The organism is Leptospira chreensis (assembly GCF_016919165.1).
Classification (GTDB): Bacteria; Spirochaetota; Leptospiria; order Leptospirales; family Leptospiraceae; genus Leptospira_A; species Leptospira_A chreensis.
In genome coordinates, this window is record NZ_JAFFPS010000010.1 from 94,082 (window position 1) to 120,178 (window position 26,097).

Genomic DNA, 26,097 nt, shown 5'->3' on the forward strand with positions numbered 1-26,097 from the left:
ATGTCCGAATTGTTCCACGATGTTAAGGTTCCCTGCCACACAGGGAACCATTTTGGTTCAATGTCCTGTTTGTTCTCATAGATTTACATTTGTACCCGATTTGGAATCGGTGGATGATTCACTGCATCCTTCCGAACCAATTCCATCCTTTACCTTCCAACCTTCTTTCCAAAGTTATAAAGAACTATTTCTAGATTTGCTCTATGCACCCATTGATTATTTAAAATCAAAACGCGGACCAAAGAAACGCGAGTTTCCTTTAATTCCTGTTTTACTCTTTACCATTTTACTTTTATATTTTTGGAAATGGTCGCGACCCGAGTCGCAAAGATTGGATACTGATTCAAATGAAATACAGAACCAGATTCCGATTCCAGAAAAACCAAATCCAGAGCCGGAACCCATAGAGATAGATCCATTGGAAGAAATAGTCCCGCGGCCATCCAAACCAACATACGAGATCTAACGATTGAATTGGATCCTTGTCTATGAAAGAGAACTAAATACAAATCAGGTCATCCAACTAACTGGAGATAGACACGAACATATCCAAACCATTCTCAAAAAAAAAGTGGGAGAAACGGTTCAAGTTGTCATTCCAGGTTCGGGAAATTTTCTCTTTCAAATCCAATCCACTATAAACGATTCAACAACCTTAAAGAAAGAAAATTCACTTCCTGAAGCTCTAAAACCTCTGGATGTCCATACCTTCTTTTCTCTCCCAAGACCACAAACGGGAAAAAAACTTTTGCATTTAGCCGGAGCCTACGGAGTTCACTCACTCTACTTTTTTGCAACGGAAACAAAAAATAAGGAATATTGGACTTCACCCGTTTACAACAAAGACAGTCTTTCTTATTTAGAAACAGGACTCCACCAAACAGGAAATAGCCGACTCCCTGCTCTTCACTTAGAAAGAACCACAGCCTGGAAATCATTTTTGAAATCATGGGCGGGAAAAGTTTTGGTTTTAGATAGGGAGGGAAGAAATTTCCCTTCGGATGTTACTGAAGAAAAAGGATTCACAGAAGAAAAAGAAATTCTTTTTGTATTTGGACCCGAGTCCGGATGGAAACCAGATGATATTTTATTTTTTAAAGAGAATGAATTTCCTCTTTTAAGTTTAGGTAAAATCAACCTTAGAACAGAATTTGCTTATTCTGCCCTTTTACACCAAATGTTTCGAATTAGAAACTAATCCCACCCGAAACCAAAAATCGAATTTCATCAATACTCACAAAAGATTTTTCACTGCTATCCAAATAGTATTTACGATAGTTTTGTAACCTAAGGACAATGGGGCCAAAGGATTTTGAAATCTCTGCTGCCGCTTGGGTGTTGTTATCCATTTCAAAAGCTTTCCCTTGCGATTCATATCCTTTCTTTGTATAATAAAAGGACATTAAAAAGGAAGATCCGAGTGGGATATACGCGGCAGCAAACACACGTTTGTTTCCTTTGAGACCGTAATCTTCAACGGCAAATTCAAAACCTAAATGATAAAAATTAATATAAATTGTATGATAGTAACCCGTGACTTTTGCATTGGATTGGTTATCTAAGTAATCGTATTTGGGGCGAAGGGGTGCAGAAACTGGGAATTTCTGAAATCGTTCCACTTCATAGAAACTATCAAAATACATGGGTGCATAGTTTGCTGTCATTTGACGGAATTCGGGTTTTAAAATGACATTCAAATCTTTAGTACCCAATCGGAAGATACTCCCGTAATGCGTTCCTTGTGCTCCGTCAAGGCCCTTGATTTTATTAAAATCTAAATAGGGAGTGAATTCCACATAAGGTAAATTGAGTAATCGGTATTCAATATCCATCCCTTCCACGGAAGCCCGAGTGACTTGTGCGGTTTTGGGATTGTCTAAATTCTTTTCTGTGACGGGGGACCCATTCGTATTATAGGACATTTGTACAGGAGCGGCTCTGTCCCAGGCTCTTGTATAACCAATCGTCAAACGGTTGTACCACGGATCATTGTCCACAAGTTCCATCCGAGAATCTTTACTAATGGGGCGAAGTTCCTTTTTTCTAGCTTCTTCTAGTTTTTTGTTTTTGGATTCTTCGGTTCCCGCTTCTTCCTCTACACTCAAACGGCCAGATTCATCGAGAACATTTCCTCTGAGATTCATTAAATAAACCAAATCAGAAGACTTATCAAATAAAGAGAATAATGATTTACCGATGGCAAGAGGTTTAATATAAACCCTTGCGGCATTCACCTCAAAGTTTACAACAGAATTGGCAAAATACTGCACGCCCACGTAATCTGTGTTCAAATCTGCCATTACACCTGGATTGTAGGAATCAAACCTTGAAGAACTTTGGTATTTGTTGACTATGGTTCCGTGACCAACATATCCATCGACCATCTTACCTGCGTAAGCTGAGTAAGTAACTTTACCGGGAACTTGTTGGTTATAAGTCCCGTAAGAAATATAATTCAAAACTCGGGAATAGTCATTTTTACTATTGTAGTCCATCTCACGAATTTTTCCGACTTTGCTATCCAGTTGGAGAGGGTCTTTGTCAACGGCGAGGGCATTGATGGGAAGGGAAAAGGAATACCCGAAATTACTTCCGTGATTGTAGGTGAAATTGGGTGATACATAGCCATAATAGTCTTTTTGAAAACTCGACCCACCGGCATCAAACTGTAAGGCCGAAGCACGTCTCGACTCTGTCCCTGTAGGCACCCACACCTGCGCTTCCAGAGCAAATAGTGGTGGGAGTAGCAATAAAAGTCCAAGGGTTTGGGTCAGACGGTATTTCATCACGATACGATCATTATCGTATCGTTTTACCCTGAAAATAAGAAATAATCTCCAAACGAGAACGTCCAATAAAACAGATCAATATTCTATTTTATTGGATATTTTCTTGACTATTAAGAGATAGATGTCAAATTTGGCCAGACCATCGGAGGATACCATGCCACGTAATTTTAAACCAGAAACCATCGCACTCCACGGAGGACAAGAACCAGACCCGACAACGACGTCGCGTGCGGTCCCTTTGTACCAAACCACATCCTATGTATTTAAGGATACAGACCATGCGGCCCGCCTTTTCGGCCTACAGGAATTCGGAAATATCTACACAAGACTAATGAACCCAACCACTGACGTTTTAGAAAAGCGAGTGGCAGCGTTAGAAGGTGGTGTGGCGGCTCTAGCAACGGCATCAGGCCAAAGTGCGGAACTCTTAGCACTTTTGAATATCGTAGAAACTGGACAAGAAATTGTAGCTTCCTCTTCCCTCTATGGTGGGACTTATAACCTACTCCATTATACTTTTCCAAAACTCGGAATTAAAGTACACTTTGTAGACCAATCAGATCCTGAAAACTTCCGTAAAGCTTCCAATGATAAAACAAGAGCGTTTTACGCAGAGACTTTAGGAAATCCAAAACTAGACACGCTCGACATTGCAGCAGTAAGTAAAGTTGCAAAAGAAGTCGGAGTTCCGTTAGTGATTGATAACACTATGCCATCTCCTTATTTAGTGAACCCTTTGAAACATGGAGCTGACATCGTTGTTCACTCTCTTACAAAGTTTTTAGGCGGCCACGGAACCTCTATTGGTGGGATCATCGTCGATGGTGGTAGTTTCAATTGGGGAAATGGAAAGTTCAAAAACTTTACGGAACCAGATCCTTCTTACCACGGATTGAAATTTTGGGAAGTATTCGGAAAGTTCGAACCTTTTGGTGGAGTGAACATTGCTTTTATTCTAAAAGCGAGAGTGCAAGGCCTAAGAGATCTAGGACCTGCCATCTCTCCATTCAATGCTTGGCAAATCATCCAAGGTGTGGAAACACTCCCTCTTCGTATGGAACGCCACTCAGCGAATGCTTTAAAAGTAGCCGAATTTTTAACGAAACATCCAAAGATTGAATGGGTCAATTACCCTGGACTTCCTACGGACAAAAACTATGCGACTGCGAAAAAGTACCATGAACGTGGACTCTTTGGAGCCATCGTAGGTTTTGAAATCAAAGGTGGAGTCGAAAAGGCAAAAAAATTCATCGATGGACTCGAACTTTTCAGCCTTCTTGCTAACATTGGTGATGCGAAATCTCTTGCGATCCACCCAGCATCCACAACCCACCAACAGTTGACTGGAGAAGAACAAATTTCTGCGGGAGTGACTCCTGGATTTGTTCGTTTGAGTGTAGGACTTGAAAACATTGATGACATTCTGGTAGACTTGGAAGAGGCATTAAAAAAAATCTGATTAAGACTATGCCTACCTCCGAACAGAACGAGTTTTCCCACGGATCCGTAGGCGTCGTATACACTCAGGTGATTCAATTTGACTCTTTGACTTTAGAGGGGGGTGAGACCATCACTCCTCTCGAAATTGCCTATGAAACTTACGGCACTCTGAACGAAAAAAAAGACAATGCTATCCTTGTTTGTCATGCACTTTCTGGTGATGCCCATGCAGCTGGTTTCCACGAAGGGGACAAACGTCCAGGTTACTGGGATTATTATATTGGACCCGGGAAAGCCTTTGATACAAACCGTTATTTTATTATCTCATCCAATGTAATCGGTGGTTGTAAAGGTTCCAGTGGTCCACTCACAACAAATGGAAAAAACGGAAAACCTTATCAATCAACATTCCCTTTTGTTTCGATTGGGGACATGGTCAGTGCCCAAGAAAAATTAATCAGCCACTTTGGAATCAACAAATTATTTGCTGTTGCTGGCGGTTCCATGGGAGGAATGCAAGCCTTACAATGGTCAGTGGCCTACCCTGACCGATTAAAAAATTGTATTGTGATGGCATCCTCTTCCGAGCACTCGGCCCAACAAATTGCTTTTAATGAAGTGGGAAGACAAGCCATCTTGTCCGATCCCAATTGGAACCAGGGATTATACACGCAAGAAAATAGGCCATCCAAGGGACTGGCACTTGCCCGGATGATGGGTCACATTACTTATTTAAGTGATGAAATGATGCGAGAAAAATTTGGTCGTAAACCACCCAAGGGGAATATCCAATCTACTGACTTTGCTGTAGGTAGTTATCTGATCTACCAAGGGGAGTCCTTTGTGGACCGTTTCGATGCTAATTCCTATATCTATGTGACAAAAGCATTGGATCATTTTAGTTTGGGGACAGGAAAAGAACTGACTAAAGTTCTATCAAAGGTTAGGTGCCGATTTTTAGTTGTGGCATACACATCGGATTGGCTTTATCCTCCATACCAATCAGAAGAAATTGTAAAATCATTAGAAGTCAATGCAGTTCCCGTTAGTTTTGTGGAATTGAATAATCCCGCTGGACATGATAGTTTTTTATTACCAAGCGAACAACAGGATTCTATCCTTAGAGATTTTTTAAGTTCTACGGAAGAAGGAGTTTTCCTTTGAATATCCATACGAATGAAGCACTTGGATTAGATTTAAAAAATCGCCCCGATATCTCTTATATTGCCCATTTAATCAAACCGGGAGAAAGAGTTTTGGATTTGGGTTGTGGTTACGGTGAACTGATGTTAATCCTAAAGAATAAAGGGGTTCGTGTTCAGGGAATCGAAAAAGACGACAAATGTATCATCCAATGTGTAAAAAAAAGTTTATATGTTCACCATGGCGACATCGATGATGGATTGAAACATCACTTAGATCATAGTTTTGATTTTGTCATTCTGAATCAAACCATCCAACAGACCTTAAATCCGGGTGAGATCATTAAAGAATGTTTGCGCATCGGGAAACAAGTCATCATTGTTTTCCCAAATTTTTCTCATTGGCAAATTCGTTCTTCGATCTTACTCAGTGGAAAAACTCCTGTGACGGAACTTATGCCCTTCCATTGGTATGACACACCGAACCTACATTACTTGTCAGGTCAAGACTTTGAGGATTTCTGCGGGTTTGAACGAATCAAAGTTTTACATAGAGCTTACTTTAATCGAACAAGACAAATCAAACTATTTCCCAATTTATTTGCGACTTTAGCATTATTTGTGATTCGGGCTTAAACACTTTCCCGTTTGTTATAATTCTGAATAAATATAATAACTTCGAGATCACTTAAGATAAATCAAACTAATTCAATTTTCAGAAACACAACGCACAAAACCAGTTGCATCTTTAAATTCGTAAGATTGATTTCCCAGATTAAAGTCGACCATATAAGTTTGCTGATCACCTAATGCAGGGAAGGTTTGGGAACTCCAATACCTTGCCACCTGCGCATTGGGAAATAGAATGGGGTCGGCAGTAGCGCCGGAATACTTGGTCGTGTCACCTACTCCGGCACAGCCATCTTCACCGGTAATGACTCCTGTATTAGTTGCGCTACAGCGAATCACGGAAAACATCTCTGCATAGAAAGGAAGCCGCCATTGGCTTCGCCCATAAGAAACAGAAACATTTCTAGCAACGCAGGAAGAATATACTGGTCCTGAATTCACTAATTCCGTATTCAATCCTCCATTACAGGCATTGGGATTTGTGGTGTCATTGTAACCATTGGCAGCAGTACAGAAGCTCAATGATTGTGGAGCTCCAGTAGAACAATCCCCTTTCCCAACACCAATACTAGTTCCATCTGGATTCCAAGAAGAACCATAGGTACAACGATCCCAAAGGAGGGTTTTTCCACCAACGACAGTGCGAACAAAAGGACAAGTAATCTTAGCATTAATAAAACCTTCTCCTGTCCAAGCCCCCATATCCCAAACCATACAATGAACATCTGTAGGCTGTGTAGGAAAATCGAGTTGGATGTATTTAGGAGAGGCAAAAACGGACAAGGAAAAAGTTCCATTGACAGCAACATTCGTAAAACTTCCATCAGTGGGAGAACGAACCACCACTGCCGAATTGTTAAGCCCGGTTACAGTTCCTCTGATAATGAAAGCGCGGGGATGAGCAACAATCCATTCTTCTACCAATCGAGTTTCCCAAAACTCATTTGCATAGGGATCTCCCGCATTTTTTTTCCAATCGGGTGTGCAACTAAGAATCGAAAGGATAATCCCTAAAATGAAAAAGCAATTACCAAAAAGGATTCGATTGTTTAGAACCAAGAGCTTTCTCCATCGAGCCAATGCTTTCAGAGAAAGATTTGAATACAATGATAGTTTTAGTGGAGGGAGGAGGTTTTGGATTGGTTCGGAGGGAGGCAACGGTATACTATCCCCGCCCTATTCGAATTGGGTGGGGTTATCCACCCGCCACCCAATAACGCCTGTTTACCACACTATCCCCTAAATGGAAATTCCTTTACCTACAAAACGTTTTTTTATTCTTAAAAGTTCATATTTATACAAAAAAGCCCGGCAATCACTCCGGGCTTTTTAGCTGTACGGCGATCATTCAATCAGTAAAGATATCGAACGAATTCTAAAATCCTTTAGGGATTTCCTGAAATTATTTGAAAAAACAAAGGAGTGATCGGATTTCAAAAGCAATAAAAAACATTCTTTAAAAATTCAATTCAGCAAGAGGCAACACGACCAACTAACAACAAAAATGTGAAAAGGAATTCAACTAAATCAGATATTCAAATAAATTTTCATCTTGGTTGACCAAGGTGTAATTGAGATGAAAGTTATCCATCCTTTCCAATAGAGTCTGGAAGTCATCTTTCGATTTTAATTCAATGCCAATGAGGGCTGGCCCTGATTCTTTATTATTCTTTTGGATGAATTCAAATCTGACGATATCGTCAGTTGGTCCAAGAATCTCATTCACAAATTGTTTGAGAGCTCCGGGTCTTTGCGCAAATCTTACGATGAAATAATGTTTTAGGCCTTCATACAATAGGGAACGTTCCTTTACTTCTTGCATCCGATCAATATCGTTATTTCCACCGCTTAAGATACAAACAACCCGTTTCCCACGAATTTGATCTGCATACTGCTCCAGTGCCGAAATACTGAGAGCTCCTGCGGGTTCGGCAACAATCGCATCTTCATTGTATAGTTTGAGAAGAGTGGAACTGACCTTTCCTTCTGGAACAAGTAACATATCTGCCAACACTTCCTTGCAAATCGGGAAAGTGAGATCACCTACTTTTTTAACAGAAGCTCCATCCACAAATTTTTGGATTTTTTCCAATGTAACAGGTTTCCCTTGTTTCAGGGCTTCCGTCATGGAAGGGGCACCTAACGGTTCCACACCGATGATCTTTGTATTTGGAGAGTGATTTTTAAAATAACTTCCAACACCTGCACAGAGTCCCCCTCCTCCGACTGGAACAAACACATAATCAATATTTGATTCTTCTTCTAAAATTTCTTTGGCAACAGTTCCCTGCCCTTCCATAATTTTGATATGATCAAAGGGAGGAATGAATACTTTTTTATTAGCACGAGCGAATTCAAGGGCCACCGATTGGCATTCATCAAAGGTATCACCCACAAGGACAATTTGAATCCAGTCCCCGCCAAACATCTTTACTTGGTTGATTTTTTGTTTCGGAGTGACCCCTGGCATATAAATCACCCCATGGAGATTCAAAAGTTTACAGGAAAAAGCGACACCTTGTGCGTGGTTTCCTGCACTCGCACAAACCACACCTTGTTTTCTTTCTTCCGAACTTAAACTCTGAATTAAGTTGTAAGCACCTCGAATTTTATAAGAACGAACTACTTGTAAATCCTCTCGTTTGATATAAATACTAGCACCAAAACTTTCAGATAGTTTTGTATGAAACTGTAATGGAGTTTTTAAAACAATCGAATGGATTGCATTGTAAGCGGAATCAATATCTAATTTCATAGAGTATACTCACAATCTCTAATAAATCTTAAGTTCCGTTTTTGGAGAATGAATTTATCTTTTGAATCGAAAAAAATGAAAACCGAAGAATGATGGAAAGTGAAAACGGATTGTATTGGAGATGAGTTCTTGAGTTGCAATCGAATGGAAATTCAGAAAATCGAGAAACCAGAGGAAGGGCCCCAACCACCCTGCCCAACCTTTGGTCTCTCTTATCCTATTACTGGAGCAATCTCATCACTGACTGAGACTTCATGTTCGCTTGCGCTAGCATTGAAGTTGCAGCCTGAGTTAAGATTTGGTATCTCGTGAAGCTGGTCATTTGTTCAGCCATGTCAGTATCACGGATACGAGACTCAGAAGCTTGTGTGTTTTCATAAGCATTCATAAGTCCTTTCGCAGCATGCTCCATACGGTTGTAATAAGCACCAAGGTCAGCTCTTTGTTTAGAGATCACTCTTAATGCATCATCACAAAGTCCGATTACGGAGTTTGCTTTACCTGCAGTCGAAAGAGAGATGAAAGTAAGAACCGTAGGGTTTCTTAATCCCAATGCCGCAGTGTTCATTGTTTCAATGTACACGCGCTCTCTTTGGTGCATGTTAGCTCCAATATGGAACCACATACTAGCAGTTGGGTTGAGTCGAGCAAATGCTCCTGTAAGCAGTTTCATTTTATTGAATTCTGCTTGAGAAGCAATACGATCGATCTCGTCCACTAGCTGTGAAACCTCGACTTGGATCTGTTGTCTATCTTCTTCCGAGTAGATACCGTTCGCAGCTTGCACCGCGAGTACACGAACGCGTTGAACGATTTCGTGTGTTTCTTGAAGATATCCTTCCGCCGTTTGAATGAGGGACATACCATCTTCAGTATTCTGTTCTGCACGTCGAAGACCAGCAATCTGAGTTCTCATTTTCTCAGACACTGCAAGTCCAGATGCGTCATCTCCGGCTTTGTTAATACGCATACCAGAAGACAACTTTTCGATATCTTTGCTCAGGTTCGCGTCGTTAGACTTCAAAGTTCTGTGTGCAAAGATCGCACTTACGTTGTGGTTGATAATCATCCGGGTTCCTCCTTGAATCCGTTCCTTCGCCACCCAGTTTTCACTGAGTCCGAAAAATTGATGAATTTTCGAAGAGGCCATCCTTGGCCCTTTCAAGATAAGGATCGGTCATTCTGGTAGGGAGGATAATAGGGAAAAAGAAATAAAATTTGAATAAAAATAGAACTTCCCCTTTTCGAAAATATGTCCTAGGAATTCTATGGAATTGGATTTCATAAAAAGGCAGGCTTTTTACGTGTTAGAGACCATATATTTAGCGAACCCCCGCGGATTTTGTGCTGGAGTGAAATATGCCATTTCCTACGTGGAAACAGCGTTTCAGGAAAACCCGGACACCCCCCTCTATGTTCGTAAAGAAATTGTCCATAACCAAAGAGTTGTGGAAGAAATGAAGAAAAGAGGGATCCAATTCATTAGTGAACTCTCGGAAGTCCCGGATGGAGCGACTGTGGTTTTTTCTGCTCACGGAGTCTCCCCCGAAGTGGTAAAAGAGGCCACAGAAAGGAAAATGAAAATTGGGGATGCCACCTGCCCCCTCGTCACAAGAGTCCATAAAAAAGCCCGCAACATCAAAGACTCTCACCAAATCATCTATATCGCCCACAGAGGCCATGACGAAGCCATCGGAACCATGGGAGAAGCCGAGATGTTTCTCGTGGAATCTCCGGAAGATGTAGAAAACCTAAAAGGTAAAATCGTAAAAGACAAACCTCTCACTTATCTCATGCAAACCACACTTTCTGTGGCTGATACAAAGAGCATTGTGAAAAAAATTGAAGAAGTTTTCCCTTATGTAGAACACCCACAAAAAGATGATATTTGTTATGCGACAACAGAAAGACAGGAAGCAGTCCAATCCATGTTGGAATCAGTGGATGCCATGCTTGTGATTGGAGCCGAAAACTCATCTAACTCCGTACGACTTTGCCAATTGGCAAAAAAAACGAGACCAGATAGCTTTCAAATTTCTAGAAAGGAAGATGTGAACCCTGATCATATCATAAATTCGAAAATCAAAATATTAGGAATTACTGCCGGAGCCTCAAGCCCCCAAGTATTAGTAGACGAAATCGTCGGAGAAATTTTGAAACACTTCCCCGATGCCAAGGTATCTCTTTTTCCTGAAAGCAGAGAAGATACCATGAGTTTCCGACTGCCCAAAGAACTACTCAAACAATACTAGTATGGATTTGGATCCTTGGTCACTTCTGAAAGCCTCTCTCGAAGGGGACGACTCTGGAACCAGCATCCTATCCATTGATAAAACCACAAAAGAATTTAAATTTATTCTAAAGAATCAGCTTTTTGAATCCTTAGAATCTGGATTTGACTTAAATGGTTTTCTTTCGAAAAAAATAGAGAATTCTGATTTTTCTAGAGAGCTGATCTATAAAGAAAACAAAACCATTTTAGAATCTTCTTTTGGAAAGTTTACTCTCCCAGAAGAAAATAAAAACAAAGAATACACAAAGTTTTGTCTCAAAGACATCACCACCAAACAAAGACAAGAAGAAGAGATTGCATGGCGATTACGATTTGAACTCGGGGTTGCCTCCTCCATTCAAATTCTCATCCAACAACCGTCCATTCGAGATGGTTTACCACATGCCCTTTACCAACTTTTATATTTTACTGAGATGGATTCCATTTTTTTTCTTAAATATGAACCGGCAGAAAATAAAGATAAGTTCCATGTTTGGGTCAATGAAAGAAAAACTACAAAATACCCACCACTCCCAAAGGAAATTCATAATACCGATTGGTATGATTTAGGACTTAGTCGTTGGGTTCATAAATTAAAAAAAGAAAAATCCATTTACCTCACTCGGGATAAAGCTTTACCTCGAGAACAATGGTTTTTCGATCAAACTAAAGCAGAAACCCTCCTCCTCATTCCTGTTCGTTTTGAGAATCAATTTTTAGGTGTGATGGGTTTTCTCAAATACAAACAGAACTCTCCGATCCATCATGAGAATCTTTTGATTTACCAAAGTGTGAGTCGGTGGATGGGACTTTTTGTGCAAAGGGATATGGATATTACCGAACTCAATCGGTATAAATCTACTCTGGAATCTTTGGTCTTAGAAAGAACCTTGGATCTCACGAAAACCAAAGAGGAGTTGGAAAGAGCCTATAGGGCCAAAACGGAATTTTTAGCACATATGAGCCATGAACTCCGAACCCCCTTAAACTCAATCATTGGATTTTCGAAACTCATCGACTTACCAGACACAGACGAAACAGGAAAAGAATATTTAAATTATATTTATACCGGAGGGACAAGACTATTAAACATGATCAATGAAATCCTGAATTTGATGAAAATCGAATCGGGACAAATTAAAATCCAATTAACAACGTTTAAACCAGAAGATCTATGTCGCCAAACTTTAGAATTAATCCAACCACAAGCCAATGCAAAAGGTATGGACATTCGTTTTCGTCCCCCCATCGAATCAAAACCTCTAACATCAGATTCTGGAAAGATCCAACAAATCCTCTTAAATCTACTTTCCAACGCGATCAAATACGCCAATCAACCTTATATTGAAGTGGATTGTGAATGGAATCATGACTTATTGACTATTTCTGTAAGAGATTTCGGCCCAGGAATCTCCGAAGAAGATCAAAATCGCATTTTCCATACCTTCACTCGGTTAAACGATGATGGAAATATAGAAGGAACAGGGCTTGGACTTTCCATTTCACAGGGACTTGCGATCCGGCTTGGTGGTAGTATTGAACTTGTTTCTCAAGTGGGACAGGGATCGAATTTTAAACTCCAGTTACCTGAAATTATAAAATAAAGGAATTGAACCCTGTAGAATTCTCCCTTAGGATTTCCGATAATCTATATGGTGGAATCGAATGTAAATCCAATGAATCCCTCTCCGACTCGGACGAAGGAAAACCTTAGGCGTCCCAAGGAACCCATCCTCATCATTGAGGACAAAAAGGAAAACCAAGTCCTTTTAGAGGCCATTTGCAAACGAATCGGTATGGAAACAGACATTGCCGAGGATGGAAAAATTGCTCTTGAGATGGCTGCAAAACGACCATATAGCCTTTATTTGGTGGATTTGATGATGCCGGTTCTGGATGGAAAATCATTCATCCAAGAAAGAAAAAAACTAGAACCCTCTGCCGTATTCATTGTGCAAACTGCCATTGATCAAACAGAGGAAATCATCGAAGTGATGAGACTTGGTGTTTATGATTATCTTTTAAAGCCCTTACATGTAGAAATTGTATCCGATCGTTTGGAAAAAGCATTAGAATACGTCTATTTAAAGAGAATGGAATATCTTCTCGTTGATGAGGAATCGAAAGAACTAAAAAGCCAATTGGAATGGTTGAATTACAAAGAGTCACATCGCAAAACGAACGAAATTAATTCCGAACTCCACTCTATCTTAAATTTAAAAACGACTCTCATGCAAGGTTCTGGCCTTGGTGCAATGTCCACCATCATTGACTCCATCCAACAAATTAAAGTGGATCAAGGAAAGGATTATTCAATCAACAAAGAGTTTTGGGATTTGTTGTATGAGAACCATGAACATAATATGGCGATGATGTCTGGTCTTGATCTTGCCGTTGACATCATTCAAAATCATACAAACTTAGTAAGATCAAAAAGCGAAGATCTTCTCAATCTGTTACCTGCTCTTGTAGAAGCATTCAAAGATGAAATTGAAGAGCGAGAACTAAAAGTAAACCTACCAGTAGTCAAACAATCGGTATCCCTTGACTTTGATCTTGAAGCGATGAAACTAGCGATTCATGAAGTTTTCACCAATGGGCTAAAATATTCCAAAAAAAAATCTCACTTTGATGTTTTTGTTACTTTTGTAGATGGATATTTTTGTTTGTCTGCAAAAAACAATATCATTGAAGATGAATATGCAAAACAATTAACTCATTATGAAAAAAAATTAGTGGAACCATTTTACCGAATCCATCCGCCTGTAGAAAGTTTTTACTCAAAGGAAAAATTCAGTTTAGGCCTTGGTCTAACTATGGTTGATTTCATTCTCCATAGACATAATGGAATGTTTTTTATCAGAAATGCCATTGATCACACAACGGAAGTCAAAGCGGACTGCATTATCGCTGAAATATTTTTACCAATCCAAAACGAAAAGGAATCAAACAATGAATAGAAAAATCCTGATTATTGATGACTCGGCAGTATTTAGAAAGATCATCTCTGTCCACCTAAAGAACGCTGACTTTGATTTAATTGAAGCTGGTGATGGTTTGGAAGGATTAAAACAACTAGAAACGACGGAAGTGGATTTGATTGTTTCCGACATGAATATGCCAAATATGGATGGAATTAGTTTTATCAAAAAAGTAAAAGAGAATCCTAAATATAAATTCACTCCCATCATCATGTTAACCACAGAATCCCAACCGGAAAAAAAACAACAAGGATTTGATTCTGGTGCAAAAGCATGGCTCACAAAACCCTTCTCTCCTGAAGAGTTGTTAGATACGATTTCCAAACTTCTTCCCTAACCATGGAACCAGTCCAGACCCTTCGAGAATCCAATCTTGGTTTCGAAATCGTTTGGCAAGGGTATCTAACTGTACCCTTTGTAAAGGAATGGAAGGAACTATCGACAATTTGGACAGACAATAAGGGGAAAGTCATAGAGTTAGACTTAAGTGGAATCCAACGAATTGATTCGGCAGGGATTCAATTTTTAATGTATCTAAAAGTTTTGAGCGAAAAAAAACACAAATCTTTCCAACTCAAAAATCATTCCCTTGCTGTGCTTAAAGTTTTAGACCTACTGGGTCTTGTTAGTTTTTTTGGCGACCGAGTGAAAGTAAAGAAAGAACATGCAAACGAAGTAGAATTTCGATACGGGACGAGGAAAGTCGGATTATGGATCTAACAGAGGTTATCGATGCCTACTTAGTAGAATCCGAAGAATTTCTTCGTGATATGGAATCGATCCTTCTTCGTACAGAAGTTTCCAGTCCATCCGATAATGATTTAAATGCCATCTTCCGAGCGGTTCATACCATCAAAGGAACTGCGGGAATGTTTGGATTCGAATCCACTGTAAAGTTCACCCATGTGGTAGAAAATCTTTTAGATCGTTTGCGTTCCCACGAAATTCCTTTCCAACAAAAACTCACAGAAATTCTACTCAATGCCAAAGACCATCTCTCTTATTTAGTTTCTGAAGAAACCAAAGGAAAAATCCCAGAATCCAAAATCATACAGGGAAATTCGATTTTAGAATTGATGAAACCTTTTCTGAAAGCAAACATTACCAATCTTTCGAAGGAAAAAGAAGGCCAAAATCAAAACGATACACGAAATGAAACGGAGAACCATGAAGACGGGACTTATTCCGTTAATGTAGCGTCAAAACCAAACTCTGGTTACAGGATCCCTGGTTACCTGATCTCCTTTCGCCCCAACCGGAATGTGTTTTCACAAGGTTTGGATCCCATTTCTTTTATTGGATATTTAAAAAAAATAGGAACCATTCGTTCCCTAAAAACAATTCCCGAAATCATTTCTCATTTGGACGGGTTTGATCCCGAATCTTGTTATTTAGGCTTTGAAATTCACTTTATTTCTGAATCGGATTTAGAAACTGTTCGTAAAGTATTTAACTTCATTGAAAACGATTCCTTTTTACATGTTTTACCAGAAGGGGCCTCTGTCGAAGATCTGGCTGATCTTTCCGGCCAACTCCCAGAGGAAGAAATCCTACTCGGAAATACTTGGAAAGAAATTGGTATCCTAACAGACGCTAGTCTTATCCATTACTTTGAAGAATTAAAATCTCGTAAAACCGGACTCCCTTCTCCGGCGGCCAAACTTCCATCCAATCTCCCTTCTATCGATCCAAAGATCCAAGAAACAGAGGAAAGACTTTTATCCAATCAAAACAAAGACCAAAACAAATCTGCCACCATCAAAGTTGATTCCAAAAGAATTGACAATCTAATCAACCGAGTAGGTGAATTGGTTGTTTCTTGTGCCAACATGAACCAACTCATTGGCTCAACTGAAGATTCTAACTTACAAGAATCTTCTATGCTTGCCATGAGGCTTCTCAATGAAGTTCGGGAAATTTCTCTCAAACTTCGCATGGTTCCCATTGGAGATAGTTTTCAAAAGTATACAAGGACCGTTCGTGACTTGGGAAAAGAACTGGGTAAGGATATCAAACTCATTACCGAAGGAAATGAAACTGAACTTGATCGCAACATAGTCGATAAGTTAGGTGACCCTCTCACCCACCTTGTAAGAAATGCTTGTGATCATGGATTAGAAACTCCTGAAGAACGAGAAAAAAAAGGAAAACCAAAACAAGGCACAATCAAACTGAATGCCTACCATGAAGCAGGAAGTGTGATCATTGAAATCACAGATGATGGAAATGGAATTCAAAAAGAAAAGGTTTGGCAAAAAGGAATCGATAAAGGTCTTGTTTCCGGCCCCATACCTGACTCAGAAGAAGAGGTATTCAAACTCCTATTCCACCCTGGCCTTTCCACTGCTTCTCAAATCACCAATGTTTCCGGACGTGGTGTAGGTCTTGATGTTGTATTACAAAATATAGAGTCCTTACGCGGAGCCATCACAGTCAAATCCACTCCAAACCAGGGAAGCCGTTTCATTCTTAGGTTGCCATTAACCTTAGCCATTATCGATGGATTTTTAGTAGCAGTAGGACAAAACCAATTCATCATTCCGATGGATATGGTTTTGGAATGTTTGCATTTTACCGATGAACACAAAACCGATTCCAATCAGTTCTTTGCCCTTCGCGGGACATTAATTCCCTTCCTCCGATTGAGGGATTATTATCCAACGAACTCAGAGGGAAATACATTCCGTGAAAACATTGTGATTGTGAGAAATGGAGAAAAAAAAGCGGGAATCGTTGTAGAACGACTTCTCGGAGAATACCAAACGGTAATCAAACCCATGGGTTCTGTATTTCGACATGTAAAAGGTGTGAGTGGGTCGAGTATTTTAGGAGATGGAAATGTGGCTCTCATCATAGACATCCCTTCTCTTTTTGAAAGAACCATAGCGATAGAAAACGAAAGATTATATAAATGAAGAGGATGATATGAAAAATTTTAAGATAAACACGAAGCTGATAGTTTTTTTCCTTACGGGTTTACTATTTGTGATTTGGACTTCCGTTTATTCTTGGGGAACTTTGACAAACTCTTTGCCCTCAGAAGAAACCACAAAAATTCAAATTCAAAAATCGGAAACACTGGAAACGGTTTGGAATTTAAGCCAATCCATACAGTCCGATCTTTTCATAGTCCTACAATCCCAAGAACTAGATAAAACCTTAATCGCTAAAATAAAATACGATTTGGAAAAACTAAATTCTTCCTTTGAACAGACATCTACCCTCCCCTCTTCTAAAGAAGAATCTACTATTCTGAAAGTTTTATCTACAGAAAAAGAGGACTATGTAAACAACATTCAGTCCTACTTAAATGAACCGGAAGATATTTCAAAAAAAGAGCTTCTCAAATCGATCTTACCGCAAGTTTGGAAAGTTTATTCGACCTCTATTTCTCGTTGGAATACACAACTAACGAAGGATAACCTTTCTGCATCGATCCAAAATACGAACTCTTCCCAAGAGAAATTTTTCCCTATATTAGTTTCTGGTGGAATCTTTATTTTGATCACTGCAGTTTTACTATTTCTCTTATTAAAACAAGTGGGAAAACCTTTAAAAGATGCCATCCAAATCAAAACAGCCCTTGATAGTGTATCCACCAATGTGATGATCTCCGATTTAGATTTGAATGTAGTGTATATGAATAAAGCCATTCACACTATGTTCGCCAAATCGGAAGCAGATATCAAAACGCAAATTAGAAACTTCTCACTGAAAGATTTAATGGGAAGTAATATTGATGGTTACCATAAAGATCCAAGCCACCAAAGAAAACTTCTTGGATCTTTTACTTCCGAACACAAAACCAGTATTAAAATTGGAAACCGTGAATTCAGTTTGATCGCCAATCCCATCATTACACCTACTGGAGAGAGACTCGGAAGTGTTGTGGAATGGGCCGATGTTACAGAGACCAACGCGAACTCAAGAGCTATCGAAAGATCTCAAGCAACCATTGAATTCAATATGGATGGAACCATCATCACTGCCAATGAGAACTTTTTAAATGTCATTGGTTATAGTTTGAATGAAATTAAAGGGCAACACCATAGACTCTTTGTGGAAACCCAAGAGGCAAACTCAGAACCTTACCGCCAATTTTGGGCGACTCTCAACCGAGGGGAATTCCAAGTCGCTGAATACAAACGAATTGGTAAGAATGGAAAAGACGTTTGGCTCCAAGCTACTTACACACCAATCCTGGATGCCAATGGCAAACCTTATAAAGTGATCAAATTTGCGACAGACATCACTGAAAATAAAAAACAGGTTCGAGAGTTTGTCGGTCAAATTGAAGCCATCAACAAAGCGCAAGCAACCATCGAATTCAATATGGATGGAACCATCATCACAGCCAATGACATCTTCCTAAAAACAATGGGATACAGCTTACAAGAAATTGCTGGAAAACACCACAGAATGTTTGTGGAACCTTCCATGGTGAACTCAGAAGAATACCGTCAATTTTGGATTACACTCAATCGAGGTGAATACCAAACAGCAGAATACAGAAGGATCGGCAAGGGAGGAAAAGGCGTTTGGCTCCAAGCCACCTACAACCCTATCCTTGATCTCAATGGAAAACCTTATAAAGTCATTAAATTTGCAACAGACATCACTGATCAAAAAAACATCGCAATCGAAACAGCTCGCATTGTAGACGATCTTGTGATTGGACTTGCTGCTTTAGAAAGTGGAGATCTCACACAACTCATCACGAACGAATATGATGGAGGATTTGCAAAACTTAGAGACTCCTTTAACAATACTTCCAAAAAACTTGTGGATATCATTAACGATGTGAGAACCAATACGGACGCTTTGGTAAATGCCGCCGACGAAGTGGCATCTACTGCGAGCACTCTTTCCCAAGGAGCCAGCGAACAAGCAGCCTCAGTAGAAGAAACATCCGCTTCCTTAGAAGAAATGGGAGCCTCCATTGACCAAAATGCAGAGAATGCAAAACAAACAGATACCATTGCCACCAAATCTGCCAAAGATGCAAAACAAGGAGGAGAAGCGGTCCGAAATACTGTATCAGCAATGAAAGAGATTGCAGATAAAATTTCCATCATCGAAGACATTGCTTACCAAACCAACTTACTTGCGTTAAATGCTGCAATTGAAGCGGCAAGAGCTGGGGAACATGGAAAAGGATTTGCTGTTGTCGCTTCTGAAGTTAGAAAACTCGCAGAACGTTCGCAAAAATCAGCAAATGAAATCGGAAGTTTGGCTGGAAATTCCGTACAAATTGCCGAGTCTGCGGGAAAACTCATTGAAGAAATTGTTCCAGCCATCAATAAAACTGCGGATTTAGTACAAGAAATCACTGCGGCAAGTCAGGAACAGTCCTCTGGTGTGAACGAAGTCAATAAAGCCATGGGCCAACTCGACCAAGTCTCTCAACAATCAGCCACTGCCTCGGAAGAACTTGCAGCGATTGCGGAAGAACTCCAAGCACAAGCAGAGAAATTACTCTCTTCCATTAGTTTCTTCAAATTAGGAAAACAATCGGCTTTCCAACCAACGTTTGAATCGAAACAATCAAAACCAGTTGCCAAACCTTCGGGACGGCAACCAGTACCAGTTGCAAGAAAGTCCAGTGCGTCCGATGAAACAGATAAGTTTCAGAAGTATTAAATAGGATATCCATATGCAGGAACTCCAATACTTAACCTTTCTCATTTCGGAAGAACTTTTTGGTTTGGGAATATTGTACATCAAAGAGATCATCGAATTTGAATCGGTGACCCATGTCCCGATGATGCCCGATTACATTCCTGGGGTAATTAATCTCAGAGGAAATGTAGTACCAGTCATTGATCTCAATACCAGATTCTACAAAAGAAAAACAGAAACCACTCGCAAAACCTGTATCATCATCACTGAAATCAAACTAGAAACAGAAATCATTGATGTCGGGCTCCTTGTGGATGCTGTGAATGAAGTGGTAGACATCGTACCTGAATCCATCGAAGAACCGCCAAGTTTCGGATCTAAAATCCGTTTAGATTTTATCCAAGGACTGGGAAAGTTAGAGAACAAATTTGTGATTATTTTAAAGGTGAACCAAATTTTGGAGCTTTCTGAGTTACAAGCCATCCAAGAAACTTCGTCCAATGTTACTTAAATGGAATCTCCCAAGGAAGTCACAGACCGGTTTTTGAACCCCGGAGAAATTTTTTTCGGCGGAGCAGAATTTAGAGTTCGTACCTTACTTGGGTCTTGTGTTTCCATTGTTTTATGGCACCCCAATCGCCATATCGGAGGGATGTGCCACTACCTCCTACCCACTCCTGCCGATCTTCATTCAGAAAAAACACATAAATATGGACAAGATGCCGTTGCATTTTTTTTAACAGAAATTAAAAAACATAAATCAAAACCAAATGAGTATTATGCTAAAATTTTCGGAGGTTCAAATATGTTCCTCCATGAAGAAAGAGAAATTCTAAAAGACAATTCCACCTCCCTTGTTGGAACAAGGAATGCCGAGTTTGCGAAGAAGGTTCTAAAAGAAAATGAAATCAAAATCATCTCAGAAGACACTGGCGGGACTTTATCAAGAAAAGTCTATTTTACAGTTTGGGACGGTGAAGTTTGGGTAGAAAAAAAATAAACTTATGAAAAAAATCAAAGTTTTTGTAATCGATGACTCTGCTGTCGTAAGACAGGTATTAGCTGAAATTTTCAAAGAAGATTCGGTTTTCGAATTTTTAGGCAGCGCTTCCGATCCTATTTTTGCTTTAGATAAAATGAATAATGATTGGCCCGATGTCATTGTTTTGGATATCGAAATGCCAAGAATGGATGGATTGTCTTTTTTAAAAAAAATCATGTCGGAAAGACCAACCCCTGTTGTCATTTGTTCCACCTTGACCACAGAAGGTTCAGATACTGCCATGCTTGCGATGAGTCTTGGGGCCATTGATATCATCACAAAACCAAAAATCGGATTAAAAGATTTTTTACATGAATCAACCATTGAACTCACCGATGCCGTGATCGCAGCGGCAGCGGTTTCTTTAAAGTCACTGCCAACCCTTTCTAACAAACAACAGTTCACGATCAAAACCGATAAAAAACAAGATATCTCCCAACTCCAAGCCACAGAAAAAATTGTCGCGATTGGCACATCCACGGGTGGGACCATTGCCTTGGAAGAAGTGCTCACAAAACTACCCAAAGATAAAACCCCAGGTATTGTCATTGTCCAACATATGCCTGAAAAGTTTACAGAAACCTTTGCCAAACGATTGGATTCCATTTGTGAAATTAGTGTCAGAGAAGCAAAAGACGGAGACCGCGTCGTCCGAGGACTAGCACTCATTGCACCAGGGAACCGCCATATGACTGTAAAGCGATCGGGAGCCCAATACTATGTGGAAGTGATGGATGGCCCTCTTGTGAATCGTCACAAACCATCTGTGGATGTACTCTTTCGTTCAGTGGCAAGACAAGCTGGGAAAAATTCCAAGGGAATCATTATGACAGGAATGGGAGATGATGGAGCTGCCGGCTTACATGAGATGAAGGAAGCAGGTGCAGAAACCATTGCTCAAAACGAAGAAACGTCGGTTGTGTTTGGAATGCCGAAGGAAGCGATTAAGAGAGGAGGTGTTGACCACATCCTCCCTCTTTCTGAAATTTACAAAACGATTGTGGGTTACGGTTGATTAACCGAGACCCAACTCTTTCGTTACTTTAATTTTTCTCGCGCGAATGTCTTCAGGAGATTCTTCTTTGAGAATTTCATCTGGTTTGATTTTGAAGATAGCTTGTGCTTTAGAAACGATCTTTCCATCAGAATCCACCATAAGATTTTTCACAATGGTTCCGCTCACAGGAGCCAGAATTTTGTTAAACATCTTCATTACCTCAATGATAAAGAGAGGTTGTCCCGCTTGGAAATGTTCTCCTTCATTGATGAGTTGTGGTAGATTCGGAGCTTCTTTAGAATAGAACATTCCCCCCATCGGTGCCACAATTTCATCCCCAGACATTTTTGGTGGTGGGTTCAGTGTTTTGATAAAAGCATCTCTTGTGTCTTTGCTTTTAAATTCCTCAGGAACCACTCCGTCCAAATCTGCATTCACATCCAAACCAAAGAAGTTGGATTTAATACCGATTTTTGGTAACAGTAATAGAGTTTCTAGTCCCGCTTGGAATCCGTTATGGCTTGCCACCGATGCTGTCCAAAGTTCTTCCGAAAGTGACTTCGAAGGATTTTTACCCTTAGCGAGTGCTTCGGACAATTCTTTCCAAGAACTAAGGCCAGTGCGAGTCGACAATTCAGAATAAAATGCTTTGGCTTCTGTCAGAAGGTTGGCATCATGATCCCAAATCTTTTCAGAGCTTGCTTTGGCTTCCGTTGTATCTAAGTTCAAATAGTAATACAAAGAATCTAAAAATTGGATGGGGTTTTCAGAGAAAGTAACTGTATCCCCTTTGCGAGTCCAAAGTTTGCCATCAAAGTATCCTAAAAATCCACCCAGTAAATGTGGGTTAGCAAGAAGACGTTCCATAGGTCGAATGACAAGGGTCATCTTTTTGTTTAGGACTTTTTTGAGATCCGCATCAGCCGCTTTTGTTTTCTCAGTCCAAAGATACTCTAAATCCAAATCATTGATGATGGATTGTAAGGCACCAATTCCTGCCAAATACGAAATCATAAATGCCGTAGATGGTTTGAACATCGCATCCTTACCCAAAATCCACTGGATGAGTCCGTAGTGAACGAGTAAGTTAGTTTCTAGGTTTTGCCCTCTAAGCTCTGTTTTGCGAAGAATATTTCCTAAAATTTCTAAGTTTTCTGTTCTCGAATTTCCATAAGAAACAATGAGAGCCACGTTGGAATCGTAGGCACCAGCTAAGTTGTAGTGAACAAAAGCTCCCGTGTCTGGGTTACGAGTACAAATTCCTTGGTCATCACGGATCTCTTCCGGGAGTTCATTGGACCAGTTTTGAATGATCCCACCTGCGTGTGGTTGCAGCGCTCGGTTTGTGGCATTGATTCGAACTTCCGCACCGGATACGTTGCGAACAATTCGTTCTGGTTTAGGAACTTTTGGTCCGTGGATGGAAAGGACTGCCATTGCTTCTACAAGGGAATCAATATAAAAGATATCATTCGGATCGTTCGGATTGGTGAACTTCATTTTGTACACCATCTCAGTGACCCGGTGTTCCACCTGAATCCTTGTGTTTACTTCCATAAAGAAGAAACTATTTCCTTCTACGATACATTCAAAAGTAGATACAGAATTCAAACGAATGGCCTTACCGAACACTTCGGCTTGGTTTTCCATATCTTTTAAAGTTTGTACGTCTTTATCTAAGATGGCAGCTTTTTTAGGATTTGCCGAACGAACTATATCCGCTTCTTTTTGGAGTAATTCCACAGTTTGTGAAATCTCTAAAAGTTTTTGTTCATGCATCTGCAAAGAGCAATCACGTCCCCCAAGAGACAAAGACCACTCTCCGTTACCAATTAACTGAATTTCGTTGTGGCGAGTGTTTTCAATATTAAGTTCGATGAGAAAGTTTCTGTTGGATCCAACGGCTGTGACTTTGGATTCCGCAAGGATTTCCATAACAGCAGCATCAATTTCTGATTTTTCGCCAATGACACGTTGGCCTTTTCCACCACCACCACCGATGTATTTGAATCGAACTCTTTTGCCAGGATATTTTTTCCAAATATCTTCACAAAGAATCGCAGATTCTTTTTGTAAGTCAGGGATGGATGTGATGTCTATGGTTTTTTCGTAAGAAAGTTGGAGTAAGTCTTCTGCATTGTCTTCGAGAGACCGCGCTTCATTGAAAGAAAAGGTTAAATTATTTTCTTTAGCAACTTTCAGAAGTCCGTCTTTAGAATTTCCCGTTTTACGAAGTAAAGCAAGAGCTGTGATATTATCCACACCAGGAGTTACCGATACATTCAGACTTCTTGCCAATTTTTTAGCTTCGTCTTTGGCACCAGCACCTTTGGCCACATGGGAACTTGGTCCCATAAAAATAATTCCGGCTTTTTCAATGGCTTCAATGAATTCTGCATCCTCTGCCATAAATCCGTAACCGGCAAAGATATGAGTGTATCCATTATCTTTAGCAATTCCTATGATTTGGCGGATGCGTTGTTCTTTCTCTTCTTTACCAGCACCCATGTAATCAGGAACACGGTGGATATTTTCTGGGAATCGAAAGTTACGAAGTTCCGGAGCGAGAGCCTTTGGATAAACGATGGAATCTTTTTCTGAAAGTAAAATTCCGTATTCCTTCACACCAATGGAATCAAAAACATCCATGGTTTCTTTACGAACAGGGCCACGGCAAACAATGAGACATTTGATCGATTCCACACTGAAAGAACGAATCCATGCGGATTCGGATTCTTGGAATTGAATGCGTTTTAAATTCTTATCTAACATGGAATTACTCAAACTCCCTTTGAGGACCGGACATTTCCGCCGGTTTGTATTTGGACATCAGGAAACTCAAGTTTTTAGATAACACATTTCTTGTGTATCCTGGTAGGATGATCGAAGAAACCGAACCAAGAGAAAGTGCTTCTTTTGGATTCATTAGTTCTCTTTCGTATCTTTGGCCAATTTCAAAAAGTTTGGAATCACGAATGGAAGCGGCTTCCTTATCACTCATACCTTTTTTTACATTGGCTAAAAATTCTTTTTGGATGGTTGTGATTTCGTCTTTGTAAACATACTCTTTTCCTGCAGGACCCATTACCGCAATCCTTGCCGTAGGAAGAGCAAACACCATCGATGCTCCCGTAAAATAGGAGTTAAATGTTGCATAAGCTCCACCAAAGGCGTTACGAATGATGAGAGTAAGTCTTGGAGTGCGAAGATCAATGATGGAATCGAGAAGTTTTCTACCTTCGAGAACAATTCCATTTTGTTCTTGGTCACGTCCTGGTAAAAATCCAGTTGTGTCCTCTACAAATACCATAGGGATATTGTATAAGTTACAGAATCTTACAAAACGAGTTCCTTTGCGAGAAGCCCCGATATCAATCTGACCAGAAGATACGGCAGAGTTATTGGCAAGAAAACCAACTACATGTCCACCGATTCGGCCAAAAGCAGTCACAATGTTTCTTGCTCTTTGTGGTTGTAATTCAAAGAACTCGCCATGGTCACAGATTTGTTGTAAGTAAAGAGTGATATCAAACGGAGTGTTCATACCTGTTGGGGAATTGAAAGTTTTACGGAAAAGGATGTCTTCTTCGTAAATGAATCTGTCCACAGGATCTGATGTAGGATAAAACGGCGCAAAACTATGATTATTGTCTGGTAAATAAGATAACAAACGAATGGCAGTTCTTAGGGAACCCAGCTCATCATTGGTAACAAGGTCAACCACACCGGACTGTCCGTGAACTTTTGGTCCACCTAAATCCTCAGCAGAAACATCTTCACCAAGAACTGATTTCACAACACCGGGACCTGTGAGACCAAAGAAGGTTCCATCACATTGGATCATAAAAGATCCTTGGCGCGGAAGGTAAGCTCCACCACCGGCATTAAAACCAAACATCAACATGACAGAAGGAACCACACCACTGATCTTTCGGAGTGCCGTAAAAGCTTCCGAATAACCATCGAGTCCACCCACTCCCGCAGGAACATAGGCACCCGCAGAGTCGTTCATACCAATGAGAGGAATTCCATGAGTTCCTGCCATTTGGATGAGACGAGCGAGTTTACTTCCGTTCGTTGCGTCCATGGAACCGGCACGAAGTGTGAAGTCATGTCCGTAGACTGCAACATCACGACCTTTGATATTTAAAATTCCAGTCACAATCGAGGCACCGTCTAAATTGGGTCCCCAGTTTTGGTAAGTGATATTAGGTTCTTCGTCGGTAAGGACTTTGATTCTCTCCCAAACCGTCATACGGCTTTTGGAGTGTTGGACGCGGATTCGATCTTCTCCGCCTCCTAGAAAGGGTTTTTCAATTAATTCCTTTCCTAGTTTGAGAGCATCATCATAAATTCCGGTTTGAGTTTCCGGAGCCTTGGTTTCTTTAAACGGGTTGTTTAGGGAATACTGCTTGGTTTCCATAAGTTTT

Annotated in this window: 21 protein-coding genes; 15 read left to right on the plus strand and 6 right to left on the minus strand. The window is 40.2% G+C overall.

Annotated elements, in window-relative coordinates:
• Positions 1–19 precede the first annotated feature (19 nt).
• Positions 20–466, plus strand: coding sequence for a hypothetical protein (locus JWG41_RS03480; protein ID WP_205268652.1), 447 nt, complete (start codon positions 20–22; stop codon positions 464–466).
• Positions 467–469: 3 nt separating this feature from the next.
• Positions 470–1,198, plus strand: a complete 729-nt coding sequence (locus tag JWG41_RS03485) for an RsmE family RNA methyltransferase (RefSeq protein ID WP_205268561.1) — start codon at positions 470–472, stop codon at positions 1,196–1,198.
• On the opposite strand, the gene JWG41_RS03490 is transcribed toward JWG41_RS03485, so the two are convergent.
• Positions 1,188–2,786 carry a hypothetical protein gene (locus tag JWG41_RS03490; protein ID WP_205268562.1) on the minus strand — a complete coding sequence of 533 codons (1,599 nt, stop codon included), beginning with the start codon at positions 2,784–2,786 and terminating at the stop codon, positions 1,188–1,190. The genes JWG41_RS03485 and JWG41_RS03490 overlap by 11 nt on opposite strands.
• 157 nt (positions 2,787–2,943) lie before the next feature.
• On the opposite strand from JWG41_RS03490, the gene JWG41_RS03495 reads away from it, so the two are divergent.
• From JWG41_RS03495 to metW, 3 genes are read left to right on the plus strand one after another with little or no spacing between them, the layout of a single operon-like run.
• Positions 2,944–4,248: an O-acetylhomoserine aminocarboxypropyltransferase/cysteine synthase family protein gene (locus JWG41_RS03495; RefSeq protein WP_205268563.1), complete on the plus strand. Its 1,305-nt coding sequence runs from the start codon at positions 2,944–2,946 to the stop codon at positions 4,246–4,248.
• Between the two features lie 8 nt (positions 4,249–4,256).
• On the plus strand, positions 4,257–5,393 hold the full coding sequence (metX, locus tag JWG41_RS03500) for a homoserine O-acetyltransferase MetX (protein ID WP_205268564.1): 1,137 nt from the start codon (positions 4,257–4,259) through the stop codon (positions 5,391–5,393).
• Complete coding sequence (gene metW / locus JWG41_RS03505; RefSeq protein WP_205268565.1) at positions 5,390–6,007, plus strand: methionine biosynthesis protein MetW; 618 nt, start codon at positions 5,390–5,392, stop codon at positions 6,005–6,007. Before metX ends, metW begins: the two co-directional genes overlap by 4 nt.
• A gap of 72 nt (positions 6,008–6,079) precedes the next feature.
• Here metW and JWG41_RS03510 read toward each other — a convergent pair whose 3' ends face one another.
• From JWG41_RS03510 to JWG41_RS03520, 3 genes are all read right to left on the minus strand, one after another.
• Positions 6,080–6,925, minus strand: coding sequence for an Lcl domain-containing protein (locus JWG41_RS03510; RefSeq protein WP_232373651.1), 846 nt, complete (start codon positions 6,923–6,925; stop codon positions 6,080–6,082).
• A gap of 598 nt (positions 6,926–7,523) precedes the next feature.
• Positions 7,524–8,756, minus strand: coding sequence for a threonine ammonia-lyase IlvA (gene ilvA / locus JWG41_RS03515; RefSeq protein ID WP_205268566.1), 1,233 nt, complete (start codon positions 8,754–8,756; stop codon positions 7,524–7,526).
• A 220-nt stretch (positions 8,757–8,976) separates the two neighbouring features.
• Positions 8,977–9,825, minus strand: coding sequence for a flagellin N-terminal helical domain-containing protein (locus tag JWG41_RS03520; protein WP_002974229.1), 849 nt, complete (start codon positions 9,823–9,825; stop codon positions 8,977–8,979).
• A 235-nt stretch (positions 9,826–10,060) separates the two neighbouring features.
• Here JWG41_RS03520 and ispH point away from each other — a divergent pair, with 235 nt between their 5' ends.
• The 10 genes from ispH to JWG41_RS03570 are packed head-to-tail and all read left to right on the plus strand — an operon-like array spanning position 10,061 to position 21,685.
• The gene (ispH, locus tag JWG41_RS03525) at positions 10,061–11,008 is read left to right on the plus strand and encodes a 4-hydroxy-3-methylbut-2-enyl diphosphate reductase (protein WP_205268567.1); all 948 of its coding nucleotides are present in this window, start codon (positions 10,061–10,063) and stop codon (positions 11,006–11,008) included.
• A 1-nt stretch (position 11,009) separates the two neighbouring features.
• Entirely contained in the window at positions 11,010–12,632 is a 1,623-nt protein-coding gene (locus JWG41_RS03530; RefSeq protein WP_205268568.1) for a sensor histidine kinase, read from the plus strand.
• A 48-nt stretch (positions 12,633–12,680) separates the two neighbouring features.
• Complete coding sequence (locus tag JWG41_RS03535) at positions 12,681–13,988, plus strand: ATP-binding response regulator (protein WP_205268569.1); 1,308 nt, start codon at positions 12,681–12,683, stop codon at positions 13,986–13,988.
• A complete protein-coding gene (locus tag JWG41_RS03540) occupies positions 13,981–14,346 on the plus strand; it encodes a response regulator (RefSeq protein ID WP_205268570.1) in 366 nt (121 codons plus the stop codon). Before JWG41_RS03535 ends, JWG41_RS03540 begins: the two co-directional genes overlap by 8 nt.
• Before the next feature lie 2 nt (positions 14,347–14,348).
• The gene (locus JWG41_RS03545) at positions 14,349–14,729 is read left to right on the plus strand and encodes an STAS domain-containing protein (protein WP_205268571.1); all 381 of its coding nucleotides are present in this window, start codon (positions 14,349–14,351) and stop codon (positions 14,727–14,729) included.
• The gene (locus tag JWG41_RS03550; protein WP_205268572.1) at positions 14,720–16,924 is read left to right on the plus strand and encodes a chemotaxis protein CheA; all 2,205 of its coding nucleotides are present in this window, start codon (positions 14,720–14,722) and stop codon (positions 16,922–16,924) included. The genes JWG41_RS03545 and JWG41_RS03550 overlap by 10 nt, the downstream gene beginning before the upstream one ends.
• Before the next feature lie 10 nt (positions 16,925–16,934).
• Positions 16,935–19,649, plus strand: a complete 2,715-nt coding sequence (locus JWG41_RS03555; protein WP_205268573.1) for a methyl-accepting chemotaxis protein — start codon at positions 16,935–16,937, stop codon at positions 19,647–19,649.
• 13 nt (positions 19,650–19,662) lie between these two features.
• The gene (locus JWG41_RS03560; RefSeq protein WP_205268574.1) at positions 19,663–20,139 is read left to right on the plus strand and encodes a chemotaxis protein CheW; all 477 of its coding nucleotides are present in this window, start codon (positions 19,663–19,665) and stop codon (positions 20,137–20,139) included.
• On the plus strand, positions 20,140–20,628 hold the full coding sequence (locus JWG41_RS03565; protein WP_205268575.1) for a chemotaxis protein CheD: 489 nt from the start codon (positions 20,140–20,142) through the stop codon (positions 20,626–20,628).
• A 4-nt stretch (positions 20,629–20,632) separates the two neighbouring features.
• A complete protein-coding gene (locus tag JWG41_RS03570; RefSeq protein ID WP_205268576.1) occupies positions 20,633–21,685 on the plus strand; it encodes a protein-glutamate methylesterase/protein-glutamine glutaminase in 1,053 nt (350 codons plus the stop codon).
• Here JWG41_RS03570 and JWG41_RS03575 read toward each other — a convergent pair whose 3' ends face one another.
• Positions 21,686–24,439 (minus strand): ATP-binding protein, encoded by a 2,754-nt coding sequence (locus tag JWG41_RS03575; RefSeq protein ID WP_205268577.1) that lies wholly within the window; start codon positions 24,437–24,439, stop codon positions 21,686–21,688.
• A 4-nt stretch (positions 24,440–24,443) separates the two neighbouring features.
• Positions 24,444–26,090, minus strand: coding sequence for an acyl-CoA carboxylase subunit beta (locus JWG41_RS03580; RefSeq protein WP_205268578.1), 1,647 nt, complete (start codon positions 26,088–26,090; stop codon positions 24,444–24,446).
• Positions 26,091–26,097: the final 7 nt, after the last annotated feature.